Raw genomic sequence first — 21,639 nt, 5'->3', positions numbered from 1 at the left:
CACTAAATGATTATTTGGAAGCTCCAGTAAAGGATGAAACCAATTAATAGGGAGGCTATTTTTATGACGTTGAAAATTGGATTTATAGGTACAGGCGGTATTGCAAAATTCCATATAAATAATCTTGCCAAGATAAAAGATGTACAAGTATCAGCCTTATGCGATGTTCAAGTGGAAAGAGCGCAGGCGGAAGCACAGCAATGGCCTGATGCAAAGGCTTATGCAAATGTAAACGATATGCTTGACGATCGGAATTTAGATGCCGTTTACATATGTGTTCCTCCTATGGTGCATGGTGAAGCAGAAAAAGCTGTTATTGAAAGAGGTATTCCTTTTCTTGTGGAGAAGCCGCTTGGCATTGATCATAAACAGCCGGATGACATTTTAAAGCTTGTAGAAGCAAAAAAGTTGATTACATCTGTAGGTTATCATTGGCGCTATCAGGAAGGAGTTCAAAGAGCACTTTCTATGCTCACTGAACGTAAGGCTGGTATGGCGCTAGGCTACTGGATGGGAGGCATGCCCATGGTGCCATGGTGGAGACTTCAGGAAGGTTCAGGAGGACAATTTGTTGAACAAACAACCCATATCGTTGATTTATTGCGCTATCTTTGCGGAGAGGTGAAAGAGGTTTATGCCTCCTATGGTAAACGTGTGATGCATGAAAAAGTAAAAGGAACTACCGTTGCTGATGTAGGGACTGTTACATTGACTCTCCATAATGGAATGGTTGCAACAATATCCAATACATGCATGTCTCCTGTTGGACATAAGGTTGGCCTTGACATTTATACAGAACAGGGAGTTTTGGAAATTACAGGATCAGGACTGAAAGAGATTTCTCCAGACCGTACTTTTGACTATCATGATAGGAAGAACCCTTATCTTTTAGAAGATGAGGCTTTTATTCAGGCTGTACAAACAGGTGATCCATCCAGTGTTTTATCAGATTATAGAGATGCTGTCAAAACGCACAAGGTAACATTGGCAGCGAATGAATCGGCTGAGTCCGGGAAACCGGTTTCACTTAAGGAGTTGTCAAGAATATGAAGTTTTCTCTTTGTATAGGTGCTTATAAAGGGAAGGATGCTATTTACCATTTAGAGAAGATTAAAGAACATGGCTTTCACGGTTTGGAGTATTACAGCTGGTGGGACCTTGATCTGGAAAAGATCTCAAAGGAACAGGAGCGGATTGGTGCAGGCATTATTGCTACCTGCACACGCTATTTTAATTTAGTTGATTCAAGCAGGCGTGCTGAATATTTAGCAGGTTTGAAAGAAACCATTGAAGCATGTAAAATTCTTGGAACTCAATCTATTATTACTCAAACCGGCAATGTTCAGGATGGTGTATCCCGGGAAGTACAGCAGCAGGCAATGATTGAAACATTAAAACAGTGTGCTGTTATGTGTGAGGATGCCGATGTCATTCTTGAAGTTGAACCTTTGAATGGACTTGTTGATCATCAGGGACATTTCCTCCAATATTCAGATGAAGCTGTGTCAATTATTGATAAAGTCGACAGTCCGAATGTTAAATTAGTATTTGATGTGTACCATCAGCAGATTACAGAGGGGAATGTCATTCGAAACGCAACGAAATATGCAGAGCGAATCAACCACTACCATATTGCTGATAATCCTGGGCGGAATCAGCCTGGTTCTGGAGAACTGAATTATGTCAATATCCTTAAGGCCATTAAAGAAACGGGGTACAATGGTTTTGTAGGGTTAGAGTGCGGTTATACGAAAAATACGGATGAAGCTCTAGAAGAATTTTCACAAACCATTATTAAAAATGTATTTCCATCTGAAGCGGGTGCTAGATAATTGCATTTCACATTAAGAGCTTTTTGGAAACTATCAAACTAGTAAGTCTCTCCCATATAAGGGAGGGGCTTTTTCTTTATTTTTGTCGGTATTTTCAGCTTGAATGTAAAAATAGTATGAACATAATAACAAATTTCGCTGAACCTTTACATAAAACTAAAACTCTTTTACATTGCCTTAACGATCCCAACTTGTTGATAAGTTACATTTAAACCAGTGAGTAAAGTCAGAAAGGAGAAAACAGAATGAAGGTTCAGGATGAAGCCGTTTTGCATCTTCAGATCGCAGAATCGATGATTGAAAAAATCCGCAATGGCCAATACAGGGAAAGTGAAAAAATCCCTTCGGAAAATGAGCTATGCCGCCAATTTCATGTGAATCGGCATGTAGTAAGACAAGCCATTGCGAGAATGACCAACCTTGGCTGGGTCACACCGGTTCAGGGAAAAGGCTGCTATATTAATCGCATCATGAAACCCGTTCAATATGTTCTGTCCTCTCAAACCAGATTCTCTGAAAATATGTCAAATCAAGGCGTTCCGCATAAAAGCAAGCTGCTTCATTGGGAAGCGGGGCTGCCGTCAGAAGAAGAGCGGGAGCATCTGCAGATTCAGCAGAATGAGACAGTGTACCGTTTAGAGATTTTAAGATATGTAGATGAAATGCCGATGTCCGTCACGACAACCGTTTTTCCAGAATCAGAGGTTCCAGGGCTTGAAAATTATTTTGAGGATTTTCATTCCTTATATGGACTGCTGGAAAAACACTATCAGTTTCGCCCTGTGCGATGCAAATCCATTTTTCACGCAAGTCTTCCGTTTTTGAAAGATGCAAAGGTATTGCTGATCCCTGAGAGCGTGCCGATTGTGCAAATTGAAAGTCTGATGAATCATCCTGGGGGTTCCCCGGTGGAATACAGCATTGCGAGGGTCAGAAGCGACATGCATCGCTGCCTGATCGAATTTTAAGGGGGTGTTGTCTGCATTTCTTAAAGCTTTGCGTTTTCTGAATTCGTTATCCACCAAACTAAAACACGTTAAAAGGAGAATCTTCAATGAAAAAATGGTTTGTTCTTATGTTCCTGTTTAGTTTTGCGGCAATTTTGTCTGCTTGTTCAGCTGACGCACAAAGCGGAAGCGGCGGCAGTGATGATACGCTGACGATTGCCTGGTATCCTAATGAATCCGGGGCTGATTTAAAAGGCGCACGCGAGGAAATCGGTAAAGTGGTTGAAGAAGCAACTGGCAAAAAAGTTGAGCACAAAACGACGACAGATTACATTATTGCAATCGAATCGATTGCAAATGGAAATGCAGATATCGCATTTATGGGAGCGCAAGGCTACATCGAAGCTAATGCTAAAAACGATAAAGTACAGCCGCTGGTTGTTCCAAGCGGTGCATCAGGCACAATCGACGATGCTGTTTATCACAGCTGGCTTGCTGTACAAAAAGAAAATGCAGAGTCATATAAAGACGGCGAAGAATTCAAGATTGATGAAATCAAAGATAAAAAGTTTTCATTTGTCTCAAACAGCTCTACTTCTGGTTTTAAAGTACCTTCAGACGGCATTGTTTCCTACTTCAGCAAAATGGACGAGTACAAAGATCTTAAAGCAGAAGACCTGCTAGAAGGCGGAAAGTTTTTCAGCGAGGTTCAATATGGCGGTTCCCATCAAGGATCTGCAGTGAATTTACTGACAGGAAAATCAGATGCAGCAGCTTTTTGTGATACGTGTGTACAAAACTATGTTGAGCTATCTGAAGGTGATGAGAATACTGCAGGAGCTGTATACAAAGTTAAAGAGGATGCTGCGGAGCCATTTAATACAGTCCCCGGTAAAGAGTTCACGTTAATTTCTGTCACACCGGTATTGAATGCACCATTTACAGTCAATACAGAAACAGTCAGTGAAGAAGATATTAAATCTCTTAAAGAAGTCTTTACTTCTGATGAAATGGCAAGCAATAAGAATATTTTCGTTCCGGAAGATTCAGAGACTTCAGGCTTGTTCTACAAAACGGACAAAGAACGTTTCCTTGAAGTTGAAGATGCATGGTTTGATCCGATCCGTGAATTATCTAAATAAATCATGAAGAAGAGGGAGATAACAATGACAGCGTTGCTTCAGTTAAACGGAGTATCTAAGCAGTATGGGAAAGATACTAAGGCGTTATCAGATGTTACCTTCTCTGTAAACGAAGGAGAGTTTGTTTCCATTATCGGTCCATCTGGAGCGGGGAAATCGACGCTCCTTCGCTGCATCAACAGAATGATTGATGCAACAGACGGAGAAATACTATTTGATCAAGCAAATTTGAATTCTTTAGGAAAGCGGGATTTACGAAAAGCGAGAACGAAAATGGGTATGATATTTCAGCACTATAATCTTGTAAACCGCTTAAGTGTGATTGAAAATGTGCTGCATGGACGGCTTGGCTATAAGTCTGTTTTCGCTGGGATGTTAGGCATATACAAGGAAGAAGAAAAGCAGGAAGCATTAAAAATCCTTCGAGCATTGGGACTTTTCGATCAAATTTATAAGAGATGTGATCAGTTGAGCGGAGGGCAGAAACAGCGTGTCGGCATTGCAAGAGCCTTGATTCAAGACCCTAGACTGCTGCTTTGTGATGAACCGATAGCGTCCCTGGACCCGAATGCATCAAAAATTATTATGGATCATTTGAAAACAATCTCGAAATCAATGGGAATTACGGTCCTTGTCAATTTGCATCAAGTAGATGTGGCTTTAACCTATTCCGATCGCATCATCGGCGTCAGCAAGGGAAAGGTTGTATACGATGGCCCGCCGAAAAATATAACAAATGAACAAATACACAGTATTTATGGCTCAGAAGCGGGAGAATTGATTATGGATGCAGGTGGACGCAATGCAGGGTAACTTCTTTTTGAAAAAACGAATTCAATCTGCAGTGATCTTGGCTGTTCTTTTATCAGTCACATACGGGGCGATGATGATCACGCAATTTAGTTTGAAAGATGGGTTAGCCTCCATTCCAAAAGCGATTGTATGGGGATTTTCAAATTTTTATCCAACTAGTGAATCATTAGAAAATCTTCCTTCTATCTTTGATAAGTTAATTGAAACGTTGCTGATTTCCATTGCAGCAGCATCTGTGGCATCCGTGCTTGCGGTATTCTTTGCTATTGCCGGTTCAAAAACAACGAAAGTAAATGGTTTTTTTGCCGGTTTGAGCAGAGGAATTGCGACCTTGTTCAGGAATATCGATGTTGCTGCCTGGGCCATGATTTTGCTCTTTTCCTTTGGACAAAGCTCGCTGACAGGATACTTTGCTTTATTTTTTGTGTCCTTTGGTTTTTTGACAAGAGCATTCATGGAAACGATTGATGAAGTCGGTCATGGCGCGGTTGAAGCATTGCAGGCAACAGGCGCCGGTTATTTTACGGTGATTGTTCACTCCGTCATTCCGGCGAGTCTTCCTCAAATGATCAGCTGGGTGCTGTTTATGATTGAGACGAATATCAGAAGTGCGACGCTCGTAGGAATCCTGACTGGGACAGGCATTGGATTTTCTTTTGACCTTTATTATAAAAGTCTTAATTACTCTTCTGCGAGCTTAGTCGTTCTTTTGATAGTTGGGTCCATTTTGCTGATTGAAGCGGCCTCAAATTATGTGAGGAGGGTGATTTTATAATGAGATCAGAAGGCTTTTCCATACCTCCGAATGCTGAAGGAAAACGGATAAAAGTAAAGCCCTTTAATAAACAGTCATTCATCATCCAGCTGACGATGGCTGCTCTTGCAGTTTTGACGGTTTATGGGTTCATAAGCTTTGATTATAAGGATGTTACTTTTTTAGGAGGACTTGCTGCTGCTTTTGAAAATTTCAAAGTAATGTTCACAGAGGCTCATTTTGTTCATTTCACTTTTTCGGAAGCGATTTATCAGATTTTAATTACGATTGGCCTTGCAGCTCTTACGACATTGTTTGGAGCTGTAATCGCCTTATTTCTTGGTCTATTTGCAGCGCGGAATTTATCGAATGAGAAGGTTTCAGCTGTTATCAAAGGAGCAGTCGCCTTTATTCGAGCTGTTCCTACGGTGTGCTTTGGGTGTTAATTTTTGCTGTTGCTGCTGGACTCGGCAGCGTAGCCGCTGTAATCGGAATGACATTTCACTCTGTCGGATATTTAATTAAAGCTTACTCGGAATCCTTCGAGGAGATGGATGAAGGAGTCATTGAAGCCCTGCGGGGAAGCGGGGCAAGCTTCTGGCAAATTGTGTTTCAGGCTGTCATGCCTTCAACGATTACCTATTTGATTTCATGGACGTTTCTGCGATTTGAAATAAATTTTGGGGTAGCTGTAGCGATGGGTGCGGCTGCAGGTGCGGGCGGAATCGGATTTGATTTGTTTATGGCAAGCGGATTCTATTTTGACTTGAGAGAAGTTGGAATGATCACATATTTCATTTTAACGTTTGCTATTTTGCTTGAGATTCTGGCTATTCGAATTAAATCAGGTCTTCATGTCCGATAATGAAACGCCGATGCTTCGGCGTTTTTTAGCGTTTCGCCTTTTCTTCTTACTTAATTCCGAGACTTTCAACCATTTTCCCGAGACTTTTTCATTTAATTCCGATACTTTCAAAAATAATTCCGAGACTTTCGGAATGAATTCCGTATAAATGTGAACAAACCGAACCAGAGATATATAGTCTCTCTTAACTTTACTCATTCTTTACCTTTTTTTACATTCCCTTAACCTTTGAAACTTGGCGACAAGTTAGATTGTAAGTAAGGAAAAGATGAAAAGCTCTTTCATCTTCAAACAGACTGTTTATGAGAGGAGAACCAATGAAAAAATCAAGGTTATCAAAGATTTTAATAGAAGGAAATCCAAATCTGCTTAAGAAATTATCAGCCCAAGTTGAGGAAACTCACACAGTTAATGTAAAGCGTTCACCAAGTACTGGTCTTGTCATGATGAAAACGCGTGATTCGGTTTCCAGGCAGCCATTTTATATGGGTGAAGTTCTCATTACAGACTGCACCGTTGAAGTTCATGGCTCACAAGGATTGGGTGTCCTTATGGGCGAAGAGTCTGACCGGGCATATTCGCTTGCCGTTGTGGATGCCGCCTTTAATGCAAAGCTTCCGCTTGCTGGGTTTTGGCTTCATGAACTTGAAGAGGAAGAAAGGAACATAGCAAAGCTAAAGCAAAAAGAAATGTCAATACTTGCTCGTTCACAAGTAAGTTTTGACACGATGGAGGATTACAATGACAAAAGTTGAGCCGTTTGATGCTGTGAACAATACACAGCAAATTTACCGCAAGCTTCTGGATTGCATGGCAAGACCGGGTAAAGTGAATTCCATTGAGCCTTATTTAGCCCAAGAGGATCATGAGAGTTTATTTTCTAAGCCCCTGCTTAGTCTTGCTTATACGCTTGTCGATCGGGAAGTGAGTTTTCACGTGATAGCTGATCTTAAAGAAAAGGCTGAACAATATATATATTGGCAGACTTTCAGCCAAACTGCCGAGCTGCATGAAGCCCATTATGTTTTTATCGGGAAGCAGCTGAGTGATGCAGAGATTCAAAGTGTAATGAATGAAGTAAAGGCTGGAACTCTGGAAGATCCTCATTTAAGCGCAACGATTCTGATTCAAGTGAATACACTGACAGATGGTTATGGAGATGGCATGAAGCTAAAGTTAACTGGCCCTGGCATTCAAGGCGCAAGAGAGGTATATACAGATGGACTGCCTTCTGCTTGGATCGCCGAGAGAAAGAAAATAAACAATGAATTTCCGCTCGGAGTTGACATGATTCTGACAACCTCTTCTGGTGAAATCATGGCGATTCCACGTACTACAGTGATTGAAAGGGAGGAGATCTGAGTGGGGTATGTAGCAGTAACTGGAGGGCAAAAAGCGATTGAGCATGCAAGTCGTCTAGTTGATTATTTTCGCTTAAAGGATAGGGGAGAAACCTTAAAAACGAATCAAATTGAAAGTCAAATGCGCCTTTTGATCGATCGGGTGATGGGAGAAGGCGGCTTATATGCACCTGAATATGCAGCCCTTGCCCTCAAGCAATCAGAAGGAGATCCTGCTGAAGCGGCATTTTTATTAAGAGCCTATCGCTCTACTCTTCCAAGAAACTATTATTCTCTTACCGCCGAACCAGGGGACATGAGAGTGGTCAGAAGAATTTCCTCTTCATTTAAAGATATCCCTGGCGGACAGCTGCTTGGTCCAACCTATGATTATACCCATCGCTTATTAAATTTTCATTTAAGAAATGAAGATGAACAAGAAATTCAATCATTTTTGGAATCTATGAATCTCGATGCAGAAGACATCAAGTTTGAACACACTTTTCAAAAGGTTGCAGACTTGTTGAGAGATCAGGGTTTTCTTTCAAACCGGGAGAAGAAAGAAGAGGAGCCTTTTGATATTACCAGGGAAAAAATAACGTTTCCGGCTTCACGATCTGCCAGGCTTCAATCTCTTGCAAGGGGTGAAACTGGAGCCATGACGGCGATGGCTTACAGCAGTATGAGAGGGTATGGAGTCGTTCATCCGACGATTGGAGAATTGCGGGTTGGACAAACAGATGTTCATATCCCATATCCGTTCGGAGATAAGGATGACAGTCTCTATATTGGAGAAGTCCTGCTGACTGAAGTTGAAACCATCAACTCTTTTACACAGAACGATGAGGGAGAAGTCGAGTTTATGCTAGGTTACGGACTGACATTTGGTCAAAACGAAGTAAAGGCGATCGCTATGGCCATTTTGGAAAGAAGCTTGGAGACTAAGGGGACATCCCCTGCACAGGATGAAGAGTTTGTGCTGCTGCATATAGACAGCATTGAATCAAATGGCTTTGTCTCCCATTTGAAATTGCCTCATTATATTACCTTTCAATCCACTTTGGATCGAATCCGGCAGGCTCAGGCAGAAACAGCTTCTAAAACAGCCCAATTCGAAAGAGAAGGATCGTTCAGTCATACATAATTCTGGAGGGAAAGGAGTGTTAATCATGAAACAGCAGCTAAAGCAAGCATACAATTATGCTTTTTTAGACGAAGGATCAAAAATGGAAATTCGCCGTTCCACACTGAAAGCCATTGCCATTCCAGGCTATCAGGTCCCTTTTGCATCAAGAGAGCTGCCAATCGGCAGAGGCTGGGGAACAGGCGGACTGCAGCTTACATTATCATTGATCGGAGAGAGGGACTGTGTGAAGGTTATCGATCAAGGTCATGATGACAGCGTGAATGCGGTCAGCATAAAAAAGTTGATTGAATCTTGCTCAACCGTCATAACTACCAATGATTCTGAGGAAGCCACGATTATTCAAACCAGACACAGAGTACCTGAAACACCACTGCGAGAAGATCAAATATTAGTTTTGCAGGTGCCCCTGCCTGAACCGCTGAGAAGAGTAGAAGCAAAGGAGCAGGAAACGAAAAAGCTGCATGCTGAAATGGACTACAGCTCAATGTGGCTTAGATTATATGAAGATATTGTGCACTATGGAAAAATTACGATAGGCGCTGATTACCCAAGCTTGGTGAATGGCCGCTACATTTTTAATCCAAGTCCAATCCCGCGCTATGATTTGCTGAAGCTTCATCAGGCAGAGGGCCTCTATCTTTTCGGAGCAGGAAGGGAAAAGAAGATTTATGCCATTCCTCCTTATACGAATGTCGCTCCGCTTGAATTTGAGGATTATCCTTTTGAAGCAGAACGGTTTGAAGGTCTTTCATGTCATATATGCGGCAGTGAAGACACGTTCCTTGATGAAATATATAACAGCGAAACAGGAGAGAAAGTGCATCAATGTTCAGATACCGGCCATTGTGCAAAGGTTCAGGGAGAAAGGGGGTTAGAGGTATGATCCAGCCATCGGCGGACACCCCTCTATTAAAAGTAAGAAACCTGAATAAACGATTTGGGAAAGGATGCACTCATTGTCATTCACCGCAGGATCTTAATAGCAATGACAACCGTTGTCCAAAATGCGGCAGTGTCTGGGCGTGTATTGATGTAAATGTGGATTTGTATCAAGGAGAAATTTTGGGAATCGTCGGCGAAAGCGGTTCAGGGAAGAGCTCCTTCGTTAAGAGCCTCTATTTTGATGATGCTGTCACTTCAGGAGAAGCAACAATCTCCACATACCATGACGGAAAAGCTAACATTTTTTCAGTCTCTGCCCAGCAGAAACGGTACATTCGCAATTACATGATGGGAATGGTTTATCAAAACCCATGGCTCGGTCTTAAAATGTCGTTTTCAAGCGGCGGAAACATTGCAGAAAAATTAATCGCGTCAGGGACCTACCATGTCGGAAACATCCGTGAACGCGCATCAGATCTGCTTCTGCATGTTGAAATTCCGGTCAGCCGGATGGATGAGCTTCCGAAGAATTTCAGCGGCGGCATGCAGCAGCGCGTGCAGATTTCAAAAGCGATGGCGAATAATCCTCCCATTCTTTTGCTTGATGAAGTGACAACTGGCCTGGATTTATCGGTACAGGCAAAAGTATTGGATCTTATCCGCTGCATTCAGCGTGAGTTTGGCGTATCCATGATTGTTGTATCCCATGATCTTGGCGTGATTCGCATGCTTGCTGACCGGACGCTTGTGATGAAAAGCGGAAGAGTTGTCGAACAGGGATTAACCGACCAAATCTTAGAAGATCCAGAGCACCCTTATACTCAATTGCTTGTGCATTCTCTTTTATAAAAATTAGATGAGGTGACCTATGAAAATCTATCATGCAAAAATCGCAACGCCTGAAAACGTCATCGAGAATGGGACGATTGAAATTCTTGAAGGGAAAATCGCTTCTATTACTGAAGGAGAACCGAAAGCGATTGGATTTGAGGATATTGATGCAGCAGGAAGATGGGTTTTCCCAGGTTTGGTTGATTCCCACAGCGATGCCATTGAATTAGAGCTGGAACCTCGTCCAAGCAGTACTTTTCCAATAGAAATCTCATTTTTCGAGCTGGAAAAAAAGCTTGTTGGAGAAGGTATTACGACAATCTATCATTCTTTATCGCTAATGGAAGAAAATGCAAAAAAATGGATTCGTCAAAATGATACGGTGCTTCAGGTAATTGATGATATTAAAAGGCTGTCTGCCGGAAAACAGCTGATCCGCCACAAAACACACTTAAGATATGAAATTACAAACACAGACGCAGTTGAAGATGTGAAAAGAATGATGAAGGACGGAAAAATTGATCAATTATCTTTTATGGATCACACGCCTGGACAAGGTCAATTTCGTGATTTAGAGGTTCATAAACGATTGTTAATGGATCACCGTCATTTTACAGAGGAAGAAGCAATACAGGTCATTGAAGACAGCAAGCTGCTGCCGAAATTAGGCGGTGAAATCTTAACGAAGCTGTCAGAGCTTGCAGCAGAATATAACATCCCCCTTGCCTCTCATGATGACGATACACTTGAGAAAATTGAATTGGTTAAATCATGGAACGCTGTCATAAGTGAGTTTCCAATTGAGCTTGATGTAGCAGTGAAGGCGAAGGAAGAAGGACTTTATGTTGTCATGGGTGCACCAAATGCCCTGCTTGGAAAATCACACAGCAATAACGTTTCTGCACTGGAAGCTGTTCAGAATGGTGCGGTTGATATTCTATGCTCTGACTATTATCCATCATCTTTATTGCATGCAGCTTTTAAATTGTATAAAGGAGGAATGCCAATCTATCAAGCTTTTAATATGGTGTCTTTAAATCCAGCGAAAGCGCTGGGCATTGATGCGGAAATAGGTTCGATTGAAGAAGGAAAGCTTGCAGATCTCATTTTTATCAGTGAAGAAGGTGTGCGTCCGGTTCTTGAAATGGTGATGGTAAATGGCCAGGTTGTCTGTCAAATGAATTATCACTTCCCTGCAGCAGTCCCAATTCCAATGTAAAGGATGAAAAAAGAATGAAATTATCAGAAAAACCAACCATTCATGAGGGTGCAAATGTTCTTGACAGTACACTTGGCGCCTGGACAGAAATAGGAGCAAACTCCGTTATAGAAGAATCTATCATTGGTGATTACACCTATACTGCCGGAGATGCTCAAATTACGTATTCAGAGGTCGGGAAGTATTGTTCAATTGCCTCCCATGTGAGAATTCATCCGGTTAATCACCCAATGTGGAGAGTCACGCAGCATCACTTGACCTACCGCAGAGTTCTATATGACTTAGCTGAATATGACGACACGGAGTTTTTCGAATGGAGAAAAGACCATAAAGTAACGATTGGCCATGATGTCTGGATCGGCCATGGTGCCATTATCATGCCGGGTGTATCGATTGGTACAGGTGCAGTCATCGGTTCTGGGGCTGTTGTGACCAAAGACGTCCCTCCTTACATGATTGCAGCTGGAGTGCCGGCAAAGCCTATTAAAGAGCGCTTTCCAAAAGAAATCGCGGAAAAACTGCTGGAGATTGCATGGTGGAATTGGGATCGCCCTACATTGGAAGAACGCTTTGAAGAATTAAATAATGTCGAACTTTTTATCCGGAAATATGGAAAGTAATCTCCGCCCTAGAAGGAGGAAATCAATGAACGAATTATTGAAAGTAGAAAACTTGCAAAAAACGTTTAATATGCATGAATTTAATGAAAAACAGATTGTAGGCTGCAATGGCATCAGTTTTTTACTTAACGAAGGTGAATTTATCGGAATAACAGGCAAAAGCGGATCAGGAAAGTCAACTGTACTAAAAAGCATTTACCGGACGTATGCACCGACAGGCGGTTCGATCCATTACAAATCGGAGCAGTTTGGACCTATTGATTTGGTGAAAGCGACCGATCGTGAAATGATTGCAATCCGAAAACATGAGATAGGATATGTATCTCAATTTTTAAATGTTATGCCAAGGATTACAGCTATTGAAGTTGTTGCAGAAGCACTGATGGAAATGGGAAAAGGAAGCGAACATGCAGCGGCGGAGGCAAAATCAATATTGGCTCATTTCAACCTTCCATCTTCCTTATGGGATTCTTATCCCCGCACGTTCAGCGGCGGAGAAAAACTGCGGCTGAATTTGGCACAGGCCATGGTCAAACGCCCTAAATTATTGCTGCTCGATGAACCGACTGCCTCCCTTGATGATGCATCAAAGATTTCGGTTAAGGAAATGATTCTCCAGCTGAAAACAGAGGGAACAAGCATGATTGGCATTTTCCACGATCTTGATTTCATGGAGACAGTGGTGGATCGTGAATACAGCTTAACGCAAGGTGTATTAAAGGATGAAATGATCGTTTAAGAATGGAGCTGACAGAAAAAATGATCGATTTGCATTGTCATACAAAGATATCGGACTGTTCATTTACAACAGAAGAAGTTATTTCAATTGCTGAACGAAAAGGTGTTACGCATTTGGCTATCACAAATCATGACACAACTTCAGGGCTCAGTGAAGCAGCAGAAATCGGAAAGACTCTTGGCGTTTCCATTATTCCAGGCATAGAAATATCTGCATTTGATTTCACTCGGGGAAATCGCGCCCACATATTAGGACTGTATGTGACACCTGGACATGAAGCAATAAGTGAACTCTGTCAGCCTTTAATCGAACAAAGGAACAAAGCATCCCAAAAGATGGTCAGGATTTTAATTGAAGCAGGTTACGACCTGTCATGGAATGAAGTCGAGGAGCTTGCTGCAGGCGGAACAGGTGTCTATAAACAGCATATTATGCATGCATTATTGAAAAAGGGCTACACACCATCCATTTATGGCACACTATACAAAAAGCTGTTTTCAAAAGGAAGTACTGCAGAAGAGAGAGGACTGGCGTATATACCTATTGAATATGTATCAGCAGAAGATGCGATTAAAGCCATTCGAAGGGCCGGTGGAATGCCTGTCCTTGCACACCCAGGCCAATTTCATAACTTTGATGCAGTCGAAAAATGGGCACAACTTGGCTTAGAGGGAATTGAAGTCAACCATCCGCTGCATAATCAAACAGACAGAATGAAAGCTAGACATTTAGCAGAGCGCTTTAACTTGATTCAAACAGGAGGTTCCGATTTTCACGGGTTTTATAGTGATACCCAATCTGAAATTGGAGCTTTTGCAGCAGATCAAGTGGAATTTGATAAACTGATCGCGAGAAAAGATAGTATGCTAAAGCTATGATGTGTGATAGATATCCAGAGGGGTATCTTTTTTTTTCATAGCTGGAATAACCTGATACAAGGAAAATTTCCCGGTACGAAGATCGTGTGGATACGTTCAAATCAGACAAGACTCTTAATGTTTAACTTTCTAAAAAAAGTCCAGCTCTAAAACAGAGCCGGTTTTTTTCATCTAAATGGTCAAAACCAATTGAAATTGTATAAAATAAAAATAAATAAACCGAACCCGTATCTTTTAATCCCCCTTCATTCGTTTAAAAAGCAGAGAGGTTTAAAAGGAGTGAGATCATGCACGGTAACAGGCTGTCAGACATTAAAAAACAGGATTGGCAAGCGTTTGAAATACTTGAGCACTACCCAAAATTACAGCAATATTGTCAGTTTCTGACCCAAAATAAACATGACGGGGAAGATGTAGCCCAGGATGTGATGCTAAAAGCGATTCTTAAATACGAGCAAGAAAAAATCAGTTCTGCCCTTTTGAATAAAATGGCGTATCATCATTGGGTCGATTTGATTCGAAAAAGGAAAAAAGAATCTCTTGGCGAGCTTCCTGAGCTGAGTGCAAGGGATCATGCATCACGAATGAATGAACTTTCAGCAATGATTGATCATTTAGTGGCGAAGTGTACCCCAAAGCAAGCAGTCCTTTTTCTCCTGAAAGAAGGATTTCAATTTCAGTCCAAAGAGCTTGCAGAAATGCTTGAGACGTCCGAGACTTCGATTAAATCCGCTTTGTTCCGTGCAAAGAAACGATTAGCGAAGGATAAGGAAGAGGCTGATTCCTACTGGGACGAGGAAGAACGCGAGCTGCTTTCTGACTTGATGTATACCTCCCTGCAATTTCAGGACCCATCTCCTTTGCTTCAGGCGTTGCCGAAAATTCTTACATTTGATGGTGCTGACAGCCCTGCGCTCATCCTTACAAGTGTGCGCCCTTTACCGAGCTTCTCTTCTTCGGCCTCTCTGTGCATGGCTGCATAGCCTGCAAAATCGAAACGAGGAGGAACTCAGATGAGTACGATTCCATATGTCATTGAACAGTCAGGGCGCGGAGAGCGTTCCTATGATATTTACTCGCGCCTATTGAAGGACCGCATTATCATGATTGGTGATGAAATTAATGATCATGTAGCAAACGTAGTTGTCGCCCAGCTCCTGTTTTTGGCGGCAGAAGATAACGAAAAAGACATATCCATTTATATAAATAGCCCTGGTGGATCAATTACGGCTGGGTTCGCAATTTTTGACACAATGCAATATATCAAGCCTGATGTCAGGACCATCTGCACCGGCATGGCCGCTTCATTTGGCGCGATGCTGCTATTGGCCGGAACAAAAGGAAAACGGTTTGCACTCCCAAACAGCGAAATCATGATTCATCAGCCGCTTGGCGGAGCACGCGGCCAGGCAACTGAAATTGAAATCTCCGCCCGCCGCATCCTTAAGCTTCGCGAACACATCAATGAAATCATCGCTGAACGCACAGGTCAATCCATTGAAAAAGTAGCAAAAGATTCTGACCGTGATTATTACATGAGTGCTGCTGAAGCGAAAGAATACGGGATTATTGATGAGATTATTGTTTCGAGATGAGAAGAAAGATACATGACTGCCTGTGGGGGCTCTCATGTATCTTTTTTTGTGTATATATTGAACTTTACTATTGGCAATTGTAAATTAAAGATAAATCCACTTTATGGAGGTAATAACATGACGTTCATGATTCATGTTTATAAAAAGGAGGAAGAATAATGAACTCACATCTAAAAGAACATTTAAAAGAATTAGAGAAAAGCCATACAAGTCTAGAAGTGCGGGAAAGCTGTGAAGAACTGGACAAGATACTTGCGGATGATTTCTTTGAAATAGGCAGTTCGGGTTATATGTTTGATAAAAAAGAATGTCTGGAAAACGGATTAGTATTGACGGAGATGACCTTACATAATTACGAAATTTATCCTTTAGCTCCGGATGTTGTATTATCCACCTATTTTATAAACGATAAAACCAGAAAGCGAAATACACTTCGCAGCTCAATCTGGAAAAAGATCGACGGCAGGTGGCAATTGTTTTTCCATCAAGGTACCATAACCGATTTGCAGGTAAGTGATGTTGAAAACGGATAACTAATTAAAACCTTTTAAAATATGCACTAGGAATCACCGATTTTGATCCTAGCAAAATAATAACCTTTTAAGGCAAGAATCGGTGGCTCAGATAGATGTAATGCATTGTTTTGACCGCTCGCCCCGAGTTTCTGACCACCCCACAGCGATTTGTGACCTTTCAGACCATTATTTTTATAAAATAAGTCAAAAGCTGAGGTCTGTTTCTCTATACCGACTCAATCAGGAGAGTAGTTTATTCTTTTTTCCCTAAAAAAAATGACTAATAGGCAAATCTTAAAAATTCTTTAAAAAATCTTAAGAAAAAGTTTCCTTTCAACATACGATAAGCTGACATATAATCATGACATGGAAAGTAAATTTAACGAGAATACTAGAAAGACGGGTGAGTCATTCATGCCCCCAGCAGCTATAGGATGTAAACAGACTACTTTTAATGATATATATCAAACTTATTATACGGTGATATACCGGATTGCACTGCGGATGACAAAGGATCCCCATTTGGCTGAGGATATTGCCCAGGAAACCTTTCTTAAGGCTTTTATGAAGATGGATACGATATTTGAAAAAGAGAAGCTGAAAAATTGGCTCTCCGCCATAGCGAGGAGAACGGCAATTGATTTGTTTTTAAGAAAGAAGAGAAACGAGATCTCGATTGAGGAGCAGCTGATAGCGGACGGCAGGGAACTGATTGAGGATACGATTGACTATACGCTGTTAAAAGAGAAGACGAAGCTGCTGGTTTCTGCGCTTAAATCCGACTACAGAGAAATAATGACGCTAAAACTTTTTTTGGAAATGAAAGATCAGGAGATTGCAGAGTATCTTTCTTTGAACCTATCGACTGTTAAAACAAAAATACATAGAGCGCGAAAGGAATTGAAGGCTGCGCTGTAAAAGAGGATGAAAACTCATGGGAGTTCATCCTCTTTTTTTAATTCCGAAGTGTTAGGGTCTAGTTCTATTTCAAGAACATATATCTAAAAAAAGATGGAAATAATTATCAGAAAAATGAAACTTTAACGCGGCTGAATAGTATTAGTAGTTGTAAGAAGGGGGGAAAAGATATGGTCTATATTTTTACACTTATCCTTTACGCTGTCACACTCGGTTTCATTGGACTTGGTATCTTTATGCTATTCGTTGGTTATGAAAAAAAGAAAACAATCATTGTTCTAACCATTGCCCTCATTTTAGTCATTGCAGGACTATCCATTAATAAACTTATTCCTGTCTCAGAAGGTGAAAGAACGATAAATGTAGACAATAAAGCAGTTTCTGAAATAGATGGCGTTTTTCATTGTGTTTTGAATGACGATTACCTGGAAATGGATTTCAGCTATGAAACTGGCGATAAAGCCAAAGCAGATACTTTTTGTAAACAATTTAATCAAGGTGAAGAATATACGATAAAATTCGTTCGCAAAGATGGGGTTAATATGATATAGGAAGTGATAAATTAACTGCACTATTTATTTAAAAACATGGAAAAGGGTATACCTGAAAAAACACCCTTTTATAAGTGAAAAACAATTGAAAAAAGCAGAAGCTCCAAGCCATCAGGCCGGAGTTTCTGCTTTTTTCTTTGGTTTTTTAACTGGCACTTGATTCATGCCCAGTTCTTTCGCCTCTTTTGTTAAAGCTTTTATTAAGCTGATGGTCATAAGGGCCATAATGACTGAGAACGGCAGAGCCGCAATGATCATCGTGTTCTGAAGAGCCTGTAATCCGCCTGAATATAGGAGGACTAATGCGATTGCAGCAAGGAATACTCCCCAGATCACTTTCACGCTGCCGCTTGGATTTTGCGAGCCGTTTGTTGTCATCATACCGAGAACAAATGTACCAGAGTCAGCTGATGTGATGAAGAACGTACTGACTAACAGCATAGCAATAATAGAAAGAATAGTGCTCATCGGGTAATTCTCAAATACACCGAAAAGGGATTCTTCTGTTGCAAGTGCTGAAATCTTAGCTACACCCTCATGCTCAAGCAAGATAGCAGATCCGCCAAAAGTTGAGAACCAGATAAATCCGATTAGTGATGGGATGAGCAAGACGAATACGACAAATTCCCGAATGGTTCTTCCTTTAGATACACGGGCGATAAAGATACCAACAAAAGGAGACCATGCAATCCACCATGCCCAGTAGAAAATCGTCCAGCCATTGATCCAGCTGCGGTTTTCTTCATTGAGAGGCGAGATGCGGAAACTCATGTTCAATATATTTTGCAGGTACGTTCCAATCGTGTCTGTAAAAAGATTAAGCGTAAAGAGCGTGGGCCCAAAAATGAACATTAAAATAAAGAGTGCAAAAGCTAAAACCATGTTTGCGTTACTTAAGATTTTAATCCCTTTACCAAGTCCGCTCAGTGCAGAAAGGATGAAAAGAATGGTAAACACAGCAACAATTATAAATTGAACGGCCATGTTTGAAGGGATACCATATAAGAAGGATAAACCTCCGTTGATTTGAACTGCTCCAAAACCAAGAGTAGTCGCTACCCCGATGACAGTTGCGATAACCGCGATTACGTCGATCGCTTTACCAATTGGTCCATTTGCATGGCGCCCGATAATTGGTTTTAGTGTTGCGCTGATTAATCCAGGCTCACCTTTTCGGAAAGTAAAGTAAGCAAGAACAAGTGCTACGATTCCATAAATGGCCCATGCATGGACACCCCAATGGAAAAAGGTGAATCTCATGGAATTGCGAATTGCCTGATCTGTGCCTGTTTCACCAGTTGGAGAACTTAATGCATAGTGACTAATCGGTTCAGCCGCTCCCCAGAATACAAGACCAATTCCCATCCCCGCACTAAAGAGCATTGCAAGCCAGGTTGGGCGTGAAAACTCAGGCTTATCCTCCTGCTTCCCAAGTTTTATCCGGCCAATCGGGCTTACCAGAAGATATAAACAAACAAAAACAAACACGGTAACGATTATCAGATAATACCATCCAAACTTATCTGTAATAAATCCTTGCATACTGCCTGTGACACTTTCAAGAGATGATGGTGCAAAAACACCGACCAAAACGAGAAATGTCAAAATGGCAGCTGACACGTAAAATACAGCTGAAACATTTTTCATATTAAAATAAAAACTCCCATCTTTGATAGATTCGCAGAGGGCTTTACTTCAATTGGAAAACACAAAAACATGCAAAACCAACAATTCATTTTATCTCTTTTTTTATGAAGCAATAGTAACTAACCCTTAAAGATTGCGTTAATAAAATACGTTAACTAATCATTCTCACTTAGCTATTATTTCCTCATGAACACTAAGCTGTCTGAACATTGATTCAGGCAATTTACATCTGGATGGATGTTTGGTTATGTGTTTGTCTTGCAGCGCGGACATTCTGCTCGGATGCGGGGGATTGTGATGGTCTTCTGAATAAGGCACTTCAACAGTATACACTACCTGAGCAGGTAATGTCTGTTCATTAAGAGCTTTTTAACAAAATTGTAATTGGCAGAAAAGAACCGTGTTTTGCAGATTTTTGTGTTTTTGAAGCAAACCTCTAAGAACATTTCCCCATTCCAAAGGGTTTTAAAACTGTTTTTGTGAAAAAATGAACATGAAAATCTGTAATGAATATTCTCCAAAAGACAGATATAATAAATACTAGATTTGCGAACTGTGCTAAAAGGAGATATGGGATGAAGAAAAAAGAAGATATTCGTTTTAAAATTGCCCATAGAGAAGCCAAAATCGGAATTGGTCTTGTTCTTTTTAATTTTATTTGGTGGTTTGGCTTCGCCTATGGGCTTGGTTCGGGTGACCCTGAGAAATATAATTACATCCTCGGATTGCCAGAGTGGTTTTTTTACAGCTGTGTTTTTGGTTTTCTTGTTATGATCGCACTTGTCATCATCTGCGTGAAATTCTTTTTTAAGGAAGTATCGTTTGAGGATGAGGAAGAAGGTGATCAAAGGTGAATTGGGCAGTTATATTACCATTATTGCTGTTTCTAATCCTCATTTTCTTCATCGGCTTTTGGGCGAACCGTTATGTGAAATCCGCAGACTCCTTTTTGCAGGAGTATTTTCTTGGCGGAAGGCAGCTCGGGGGATTTGTGCTTGCGATGACGATGATTGCAACATATGGAAGCGCAAGCAGCTTTATTGGAGGACCTGGCGTTGCATATACAAGAGGACTTGGATGGGTGCTCTTATCCATGGCTCAGCTTGCAACAGGTTATTTTGTGCTGATGGTGCTTGGGAAAAAGTTTGCGATTATGGCACGGCAGTACAAGGCGATTACGCTGATTGATTTTTTAAAGGAAAGATATAAGAGCCATGCGGTCGTCATTATTTCAGCCATCAGCATCATTGTTTTTCTGTTTTCAGCAATGGCAGCTCAATGGGTTGGCGGAGCAAGATTGATAGAATCACTGACCGGGCTATCATATACAACAGCCTTGTTCATTTTTGCCGTGTCCGTACTTGTTTATGTCATTATTGGTGGATTCAGGGCCGTAGCTCTGACAGATGCAGTTCAAGGTGTCATTATGTTTGTGGGGACGCTTGTCCTGCTGGTGGCTACAATTATTGCAGGCGGCGGAATCTCAAACATTATGGCAGAGCTTGTGGCAGAAAATCCAAATCTTGTTTCTCCATACGGGGCTGAGCGGGATTTGACTCCGCTCTATGTTTCTTCTTTTTGGATCCTGGTTGGAGTTGGTGTCGTCGGCCTTCCGCAAATTACTGTCAGAGCGATGTCTTATAAAGATTCTCGTTCAATGCATAGAGCGATTATTATCGGTACAGTTGTGATCGGATTTATTATGCTAGGCATGCATTTAATTGGTGTTTTTGCACGGCCGATCCTCCCTGGTGTAGATATAGGAGATCAAGTGATGCCGATGCTGACGCTGAACGTATTGCCGCCTTTGCTTGCAGGACTAGTGCTTGCTGCACCGATGGCCGCAATTATGTCGACAGTAGATTCGCTGCTGATTTTGGTCAGCTCAGCGATTGTGAAGGATATTTATTTGAACTACATTAAGCCTGAAGCAACGGAAAATCAGGTGAAAAAGACAAGCTTCTGGGTAACAAGCGTGATAGGGATTTCTGTTGTTCTGTTTGCCCTAAGCCCGCCTGAACTGCTGATCTGGCTGAACTTGTTTTCGTTCGGAGGACTCGAGTCGGTCTTTATATGGCCAGTTGTTTTCGGTTTATATTGGAGCAAAGGGAATAAATACGGTGCCGTATCTTCCATGATTTTTGGAATGGGTTCATATATTCTGCTTGACCGGCTTCATCCAAATGCACTTGGCATGCACACTGTTGTGCTTCCGATTCTGATTTCATTTTGTGCCTATGTTGCTGGAAGTCTGTTTACACAGCGAACAATTAAAAATAAATAAATTGGTTCATTTTTCCTGAAAAAAGTGAAACTTTTTGTCTAGTGACTCGTACCTATAGTACAGTTCTAAAAACATGGACTCATACATATGGGAATCACCCAAGTGCAGTCGGGTCAGCAG

Annotated in this window: 23 protein-coding genes and 1 pseudogene; 23 read left to right on the top strand and 1 reads right to left on the bottom strand. The window is 41.3% G+C overall.

Translation table 11 applies throughout. The features are described from left to right. Positions 1 to 63 precede the first annotated feature (63 nt). The 21 genes and pseudogenes from QFZ72_RS21310 (at position 64) to QFZ72_RS21210 (ending at position 17,588) form a co-directional block, all read left to right on the top strand. Positions 64 to 1,050: a Gfo/Idh/MocA family protein gene (locus tag QFZ72_RS21310; protein ID WP_307437494.1), complete on the top strand. Its 987-nt coding sequence runs from the start codon at positions 64 to 66 to the stop codon at positions 1,048 to 1,050. Then, entirely contained in the window at positions 1,047 to 1,832 is a 786-nt protein-coding gene (locus tag QFZ72_RS21305; protein ID WP_307437491.1) for a TIM barrel protein, read from the top strand. The genes QFZ72_RS21310 and QFZ72_RS21305 overlap by 4 nt, the downstream gene beginning before the upstream one ends. A 245-nt stretch (positions 1,833 to 2,077) precedes the next feature. After that, positions 2,078 to 2,800, top strand: coding sequence for a phosphonate metabolism transcriptional regulator PhnF (gene phnF, locus QFZ72_RS21300; protein ID WP_307437488.1), 723 nt, complete (start codon positions 2,078 to 2,080; stop codon positions 2,798 to 2,800). Positions 2,801 to 2,886: 86 nt separating this feature from the next. Next, the gene (locus QFZ72_RS21295) at positions 2,887 to 3,921 is read left to right on the top strand and encodes a PhnD/SsuA/transferrin family substrate-binding protein (protein WP_307437486.1); all 1,035 of its coding nucleotides are present in this window, start codon (positions 2,887 to 2,889) and stop codon (positions 3,919 to 3,921) included. Between the two features lie 24 nt (positions 3,922 to 3,945). Beyond that, positions 3,946 to 4,734 carry a phosphonate ABC transporter ATP-binding protein gene (phnC, locus tag QFZ72_RS21290; RefSeq protein WP_307437483.1) on the top strand — a complete coding sequence of 263 codons (789 nt, stop codon included), beginning with the start codon at positions 3,946 to 3,948 and terminating at the stop codon, positions 4,732 to 4,734. Next, positions 4,724 to 5,509: an ABC transporter permease subunit gene (locus QFZ72_RS21285; RefSeq protein WP_307437477.1), complete on the top strand. Its 786-nt coding sequence runs from the start codon at positions 4,724 to 4,726 to the stop codon at positions 5,507 to 5,509. Before phnC ends, QFZ72_RS21285 begins: the two co-directional genes overlap by 11 nt. After that, positions 5,509 to 6,353: pseudogene (locus QFZ72_RS21280) on the top strand (PhnE/PtxC family ABC transporter permease). The gene QFZ72_RS21285 and the pseudogene QFZ72_RS21280 overlap by 1 nt, the downstream one beginning before the upstream one ends. 317 nt (positions 6,354 to 6,670) lie before the next feature. Next, on the top strand, positions 6,671 to 7,108 hold the full coding sequence (phnG, locus tag QFZ72_RS21275) for a phosphonate C-P lyase system protein PhnG (protein WP_307437476.1): 438 nt from the start codon (positions 6,671 to 6,673) through the stop codon (positions 7,106 to 7,108). Then, complete coding sequence (phnH, locus tag QFZ72_RS21270) at positions 7,095 to 7,715, top strand: phosphonate C-P lyase system protein PhnH (RefSeq protein ID WP_307437473.1); 621 nt, start codon at positions 7,095 to 7,097, stop codon at positions 7,713 to 7,715. Before phnG ends, phnH begins: the two co-directional genes overlap by 14 nt. After that, a complete protein-coding gene (locus QFZ72_RS21265) occupies positions 7,716 to 8,837 on the top strand; it encodes a carbon-phosphorus lyase complex subunit PhnI (RefSeq protein ID WP_307437472.1) in 1,122 nt (373 codons plus the stop codon). Between the two features lie 25 nt (positions 8,838 to 8,862). Further along, positions 8,863 to 9,723: an alpha-D-ribose 1-methylphosphonate 5-phosphate C-P-lyase PhnJ gene (locus tag QFZ72_RS21260; RefSeq protein WP_307437470.1), complete on the top strand. Its 861-nt coding sequence runs from the start codon at positions 8,863 to 8,865 to the stop codon at positions 9,721 to 9,723. After that, entirely contained in the window at positions 9,720 to 10,571 is an 852-nt protein-coding gene (locus QFZ72_RS21255; RefSeq protein WP_307437467.1) for an ATP-binding cassette domain-containing protein, read from the top strand. The genes QFZ72_RS21260 and QFZ72_RS21255 overlap by 4 nt, the downstream gene beginning before the upstream one ends. A gap of 19 nt (positions 10,572 to 10,590) precedes the next feature. Next, positions 10,591 to 11,772, top strand: coding sequence for an alpha-D-ribose 1-methylphosphonate 5-triphosphate diphosphatase (locus tag QFZ72_RS21250; RefSeq protein WP_307437464.1), 1,182 nt, complete (start codon positions 10,591 to 10,593; stop codon positions 11,770 to 11,772). Between the two features lie 14 nt (positions 11,773 to 11,786). Beyond that, positions 11,787 to 12,392: a DapH/DapD/GlmU-related protein gene (locus QFZ72_RS21245; RefSeq protein WP_307437461.1), complete on the top strand. Its 606-nt coding sequence runs from the start codon at positions 11,787 to 11,789 to the stop codon at positions 12,390 to 12,392. A gap of 25 nt (positions 12,393 to 12,417) precedes the next feature. After that, positions 12,418 to 13,131: a phosphonate C-P lyase system protein PhnL gene (gene phnL, locus QFZ72_RS21240; RefSeq protein ID WP_307437459.1), complete on the top strand. Its 714-nt coding sequence runs from the start codon at positions 12,418 to 12,420 to the stop codon at positions 13,129 to 13,131. Between the two features lie 20 nt (positions 13,132 to 13,151). Beyond that, positions 13,152 to 14,009 (top strand): PHP domain-containing protein, encoded by an 858-nt coding sequence (locus tag QFZ72_RS21235; RefSeq protein WP_307437455.1) that lies wholly within the window; start codon positions 13,152 to 13,154, stop codon positions 14,007 to 14,009. Between the two features lie 287 nt (positions 14,010 to 14,296). Continuing rightward, on the top strand, positions 14,297 to 14,992 hold the full coding sequence (locus QFZ72_RS21230) for a sigma factor-like helix-turn-helix DNA-binding protein (protein WP_307437452.1): 696 nt from the start codon (positions 14,297 to 14,299) through the stop codon (positions 14,990 to 14,992). A 30-nt stretch (positions 14,993 to 15,022) separates the two neighbouring features. After that, positions 15,023 to 15,604 (top strand): ATP-dependent Clp endopeptidase proteolytic subunit ClpP, encoded by a 582-nt coding sequence (gene clpP, locus QFZ72_RS21225; RefSeq protein ID WP_307437447.1) that lies wholly within the window; start codon positions 15,023 to 15,025, stop codon positions 15,602 to 15,604. Positions 15,605 to 15,762: 158 nt separating this feature from the next. After that, on the top strand, positions 15,763 to 16,137 hold the full coding sequence (locus tag QFZ72_RS21220; RefSeq protein ID WP_307437445.1) for a nuclear transport factor 2 family protein: 375 nt from the start codon (positions 15,763 to 15,765) through the stop codon (positions 16,135 to 16,137). Between the two features lie 396 nt (positions 16,138 to 16,533). Beyond that, on the top strand, positions 16,534 to 17,037 hold the full coding sequence (locus QFZ72_RS21215; RefSeq protein ID WP_307437442.1) for an RNA polymerase sigma factor: 504 nt from the start codon (positions 16,534 to 16,536) through the stop codon (positions 17,035 to 17,037). A 170-nt stretch (positions 17,038 to 17,207) separates the two neighbouring features. Then, on the top strand, positions 17,208 to 17,588 hold the full coding sequence (locus tag QFZ72_RS21210; RefSeq protein WP_307437439.1) for a hypothetical protein: 381 nt from the start codon (positions 17,208 to 17,210) through the stop codon (positions 17,586 to 17,588). 111 nt (positions 17,589 to 17,699) lie between these two features. On the opposite strand, the gene QFZ72_RS21205 is transcribed toward QFZ72_RS21210, so the two are convergent. Further along, positions 17,700 to 19,235, bottom strand: coding sequence for a glycine betaine uptake BCCT transporter (locus QFZ72_RS21205; protein ID WP_307437436.1), 1,536 nt, complete (start codon positions 19,233 to 19,235; stop codon positions 17,700 to 17,702). 575 nt (positions 19,236 to 19,810) lie between these two features. On the opposite strand from QFZ72_RS21205, the gene QFZ72_RS21200 reads away from it, so the two are divergent. Next, the gene (locus QFZ72_RS21200) at positions 19,811 to 20,089 is read left to right on the top strand and encodes a YhdT family protein (RefSeq protein ID WP_307437435.1); all 279 of its coding nucleotides are present in this window, start codon (positions 19,811 to 19,813) and stop codon (positions 20,087 to 20,089) included. Further along, positions 20,086 to 21,519: a sodium/pantothenate symporter gene (panF, locus tag QFZ72_RS21195; protein WP_307437432.1), complete on the top strand. Its 1,434-nt coding sequence runs from the start codon at positions 20,086 to 20,088 to the stop codon at positions 21,517 to 21,519. Before QFZ72_RS21200 ends, panF begins: the two co-directional genes overlap by 4 nt. Positions 21,520 to 21,639 lie beyond the last annotated feature (120 nt).

The sequence above is a fragment of the Bacillus sp. V2I10 genome (genome assembly GCF_030817055.1).
Classification (GTDB): domain Bacteria; phylum Bacillota; class Bacilli; order Bacillales; family Bacillaceae; genus Bacillus_P.
The sequence above is the reverse complement of the archived record's forward strand: the minus strand, read 5'-3'. Positions and strand labels throughout refer to the sequence as shown.

What these genes read in the sequence shown, in the direction of transcription:
- QFZ72_RS21220 (WP_307437445.1), top strand. Translation starts at nt 15,763, where the DNA reads ATGAACTCACATCTAAAAGAACATTTAAAAGAATTAGAGAAAAGCCAT.
- QFZ72_RS21310 (WP_307437494.1), top strand. Translation starts at nt 64, where the DNA reads ATGACGTTGAAAATTGGATTTATAGGTACAGGCGGTATTGCAAAATTC.
- QFZ72_RS21285 (WP_307437477.1), top strand. Translation starts at nt 4,724, where the DNA reads ATGCAGGGTAACTTCTTTTTGAAAAAACGAATTCAATCTGCAGTGATC.
- phnG (WP_307437476.1), top strand. Translation starts at nt 6,671, where the DNA reads ATGAAAAAATCAAGGTTATCAAAGATTTTAATAGAAGGAAATCCAAAT.
- QFZ72_RS21205 (WP_307437436.1), bottom strand. Translation starts at nt 19,235, where the DNA reads ATGAAAAATGTTTCAGCTGTATTTTACGTGTCAGCTGCCATTTTGACA.
- phnF (WP_307437488.1), top strand. Translation starts at nt 2,078, where the DNA reads ATGAAGGTTCAGGATGAAGCCGTTTTGCATCTTCAGATCGCAGAATCG.
- phnC (WP_307437483.1), top strand. Translation starts at nt 3,946, where the DNA reads ATGACAGCGTTGCTTCAGTTAAACGGAGTATCTAAGCAGTATGGGAAA.
- phnL (WP_307437459.1), top strand. Translation starts at nt 12,418, where the DNA reads ATGAACGAATTATTGAAAGTAGAAAACTTGCAAAAAACGTTTAATATG.
- QFZ72_RS21260 (WP_307437470.1), top strand. Translation starts at nt 8,863, where the DNA reads ATGAAACAGCAGCTAAAGCAAGCATACAATTATGCTTTTTTAGACGAA.
- QFZ72_RS21245 (WP_307437461.1), top strand. Translation starts at nt 11,787, where the DNA reads ATGAAATTATCAGAAAAACCAACCATTCATGAGGGTGCAAATGTTCTT.
- clpP (WP_307437447.1), top strand. Translation starts at nt 15,023, where the DNA reads ATGAGTACGATTCCATATGTCATTGAACAGTCAGGGCGCGGAGAGCGT.
- QFZ72_RS21305 (WP_307437491.1), top strand. Translation starts at nt 1,047, where the DNA reads ATGAAGTTTTCTCTTTGTATAGGTGCTTATAAAGGGAAGGATGCTATT.
- QFZ72_RS21235 (WP_307437455.1), top strand. Translation starts at nt 13,152, where the DNA reads ATGATCGATTTGCATTGTCATACAAAGATATCGGACTGTTCATTTACA.
- QFZ72_RS21210 (WP_307437439.1), top strand. Translation starts at nt 17,208, where the DNA reads ATGGTCTATATTTTTACACTTATCCTTTACGCTGTCACACTCGGTTTC.
- QFZ72_RS21200 (WP_307437435.1), top strand. Translation starts at nt 19,811, where the DNA reads ATGAAGAAAAAAGAAGATATTCGTTTTAAAATTGCCCATAGAGAAGCC.
- phnH (WP_307437473.1), top strand. Translation starts at nt 7,095, where the DNA reads ATGACAAAAGTTGAGCCGTTTGATGCTGTGAACAATACACAGCAAATT.
- QFZ72_RS21255 (WP_307437467.1), top strand. Translation starts at nt 9,720, where the DNA reads ATGATCCAGCCATCGGCGGACACCCCTCTATTAAAAGTAAGAAACCTG.
- QFZ72_RS21295 (WP_307437486.1), top strand. Translation starts at nt 2,887, where the DNA reads ATGAAAAAATGGTTTGTTCTTATGTTCCTGTTTAGTTTTGCGGCAATT.
- QFZ72_RS21250 (WP_307437464.1), top strand. Translation starts at nt 10,591, where the DNA reads ATGAAAATCTATCATGCAAAAATCGCAACGCCTGAAAACGTCATCGAG.
- QFZ72_RS21230 (WP_307437452.1), top strand. Translation starts at nt 14,297, where the DNA reads ATGCACGGTAACAGGCTGTCAGACATTAAAAAACAGGATTGGCAAGCG.
- QFZ72_RS21215 (WP_307437442.1), top strand. Translation starts at nt 16,534, where the DNA reads ATGCCCCCAGCAGCTATAGGATGTAAACAGACTACTTTTAATGATATA.